The following is a 2904-nucleotide window of genomic DNA, read 5'->3' on the forward strand; positions in this document are numbered from 1 at the left end:
GGGTACAGCAGCGCAGCGGCCCAGAAGATGCCTTGTTGTGCACAGATGAAAGGTAAGACCACTCCCACATTCGCGAGTTGCAGGCCGGTGGTATAGAAGGTTCCCTGCGTCAGCAGGATTCCGTACCGGCCTGCGCGCGCGTCTACATCACTGGTGGCAGCCATTTGGATATCGGCGAATCTACCCATTCCGCTGTGTTCGCGGAGCAAAACAATTCATCTGCCTGGAATTGAACTTCCACGGCTTGCTGGTGACTAGCGACTCGATCCTGCGGTAGCCGTGGGAGCGGTCAACCGACGAGATCCAGGGCAGCCCGCACGATGCTGTCGGTGTCCATCCCGTGATAGCGGTAGACCTCCTCCAGGGAGCCGGCCTGACCGAACCGGGTGACCCCGAGTGCGGCGCCGCGAACGTCGTTGATGCCGGTGAGGAACGTCAGCGCGTGAGGGTGCCCGTCGAGCACCGTCACCATCGGCGCAGCGCGATCGGCGGGGAACACCTGATCGAGGATCCACGTAGGCGCTTCGGCGAGTCCACGTCGGCCTTGCATGGCGTCGAACAACAAGCGGGGACTGGTAACGCAGATGACATCGGCCCCGATCCCGAGATCAGCGAGACGATCTGCGGCGCAGAGTGTTTCGGTGATCGGCGCACCCATTCCGACGAGTGTCACGTCGGCGGTGTCGGCGCGGCGCATGGCGTAGGCGCCCGCGACCACCTGTCGTCGACGTCGTTCCCTGGCGGCGGGATCCTCGGGCACCGATGCCAGGGTCTGATCGACGGACCGTGTCGACAATCTCAGGTAGGACGAGGTGCCGTCCGGGCGTCCCAGTCGCGAAATGCAGGACAGCAGAGTCCATTCGACGTCGATGGCGAACGCCGGCTCATAGCTGATGCAACCGGGCTGCTCCAGGCCGATCGACGGCGTCTTGATCGACTGGTGCGCGCCCCCTTCGGCTGCGAGCGTCACTCCGGAGGGGGTTCCCACCAGGATCGACTGCCCGCCTGCGTAGATCCCGTATGACCACGGTTCCAGCGCGCGTTCGACGAACGGGTCGTAGAGGACGCCGATCGGGAAGAGGGGCTGACCCCATCGGCTCCAGGTGGCGCCGAGCTCGGAGATCAGTCCGACGAGGTTGGTCTCGGCGATCCCCAGTTCCACGTGTTGGCCGGAGGGCTTTTCGCGCCAATGCACGACCGTGTCGGCGTCGTCGTCGAACCAGTCACGGCGCTCGTTCGGCGACCACACCCCGACCTTGTTGAGCCAGCCTGCGAGGTTGGTCGTGGAGCTGACGTCGGGGCTCACGGTGACCACTCGGTCCGCGATCTCCGGGGCCTCCCTGGTCAGATCGAGAAGTGCACGACCGAGGGCGGCTTGGGTGTTCGACGTGCCCGACGGCGTGCGCCCCATGTCGGTCGGCACTGGAGGAATCGTGACGGCCGTCGGGCTCGCCCGCCTGAGTCGAGCACCGGTGGCACGACACAGCCGCCCGGCGGGGCCGTTCGGATCGAATCCGCGCCACGGCCTGCTGGTGTCCACACCAAGCCTGGTGGCCAGCTCGTCGTACTGCGCCACCGAGAGCAGTGCCGAGTGATTCTGCGGATGCCCCTCCGTCGGCAATCCATGGCCCTTGATGGTGTAGGCGAGGATGACCGTGGGGCGCGTGTCGTCGATCTGCCCGTATGCGGTCCGCAGGGTGTCGAAGTCGTGCCCGCCGAGATTGCGGATCGCCGCCAGCAGGGTCTCGTCGTCGAGTTCGGTGAGCAGCGTGGCCAGTGCCTGACTCCCGCCGTCACCGGGCAGCCGCATGCGCAATTCCTTGGCGTCGCAACGCAAGAGCCGCTGATACTCCGCGTTGGGCATGTCGACGATGCGGTCCCGCAGGGCGGACCCTCCTGGTCTGCTGAACAGTGATTCGAGCAGCCGGCCGAACTTCGCCGTGATCACCTGCCAACCGGCGGCGTCGAACATCCGCTCCAACCGTTCGGCGGCGATGTGAGGCACCACTCGATCCAGCGACTGACGATTCATGTCCACGATCCACACGATCTCGCCGAACTCGGACACCCCTGGATCCAGTATTGCCTCCCAGACGGCGCCTTCGTCGAGTTCCGCGTCACCGACCAACGAGTACTGCCGACCGAGTGCGGCACCAGAGGACCGGTCAGCCCCGATCAGTCCCTCGGGGTCGTCGAATCTCGAGTCGACGTAGCGACGACTCATGGCCGCCCAGATCGGCGCCGTCGCACCGATTCCCACCGACCCGGTCGAATAGTCAACCGGGTCTGGGTCCTTGGCGCGGCTGGGGTAGCTCTGCAGCCCGCCGAACTCGCGCAGGCGCGTCAGATACTCCTCGTCGAGTTCGCCGATCAGATAGTTGATCGCGTGCAGGACGGGAGATGCGTGTGGCTTGACCGACACGCGGTCGCCCGCGCGCAGTTGTTCGAACCACAGCGACGTCATGATCGAGCTCATCGAGGCGCAGGAGGCTTGGTGCCCACCGACTTTCAACCCGGATGAATTGGGCCTTACCCGGTTCGCGTGATGAATCATGGCCGTCGCCAGCCACAGCACGCGGTCGCCGATCTCGGCGAGCGCGTCGCGCGCCTGCGTCGTCGGATCGGTGGTGGCGATCGCGATGTCCATGGCAGCCCCTCATTTGTGCAGAAGTCTCGTCAACTTCATCAGTTGAGAACTGATCGCGCAATCAACATCGCCTATTCTGGGCAGAGTGCACGTCCACGAGGGCGTGCAAACGAGGAGGCAGAACAGTATGCGCAACAAGCCGGCCGTCGTCGACGCCATCGACGCCCGCATCCTCACCGCGCTGACCGGAGATCCCCGGGCATCGGGTATCGCTCTTGCGGATCGCACCGGGCTGTCGCGCAACACCGTGCAGGCGC

The 2904-nt window shown here is 65.3% G+C and carries 2 protein-coding genes; one reads left to right on the top strand and one right to left on the bottom strand.

Going from position 1 to position 2904, the window contains the following annotated elements:
- Nucleotides 1-289 precede the first annotated feature (289 nt).
- The gene (locus ACRDUX_RS40600; RefSeq protein WP_526423169.1) at nucleotides 290-2647 is read right to left on the bottom strand and encodes a thiamine pyrophosphate-binding protein; all 2358 of its coding nucleotides are present in this window, start codon (nucleotides 2645-2647) and stop codon (nucleotides 290-292) included.
- Between the two features lie 127 nt (nucleotides 2648-2774).
- On the opposite strand from ACRDUX_RS40600, the gene ACRDUX_RS40605 reads away from it, so the two are divergent.
- Nucleotides 2775-2904, top strand: a 130-nt coding sequence (locus ACRDUX_RS40605; protein WP_526423171.1) for an AsnC family transcriptional regulator, incomplete at its 3' end; no start/stop codon positions are given.

It is taken from the genome of Mycobacterium sp. (assembly GCF_050701675.1).
GTDB lineage: Bacteria > Actinomycetota > Actinomycetes > Mycobacteriales > Mycobacteriaceae > Mycobacterium.

Coding starts and splice junctions, on each gene's coding strand:
- ACRDUX_RS40600 (WP_526423169.1), bottom strand. CDS start 2,647: ATGGACATCGCGATCGCCACCACCGATCCGACGACGCAGGCGCGCGAC.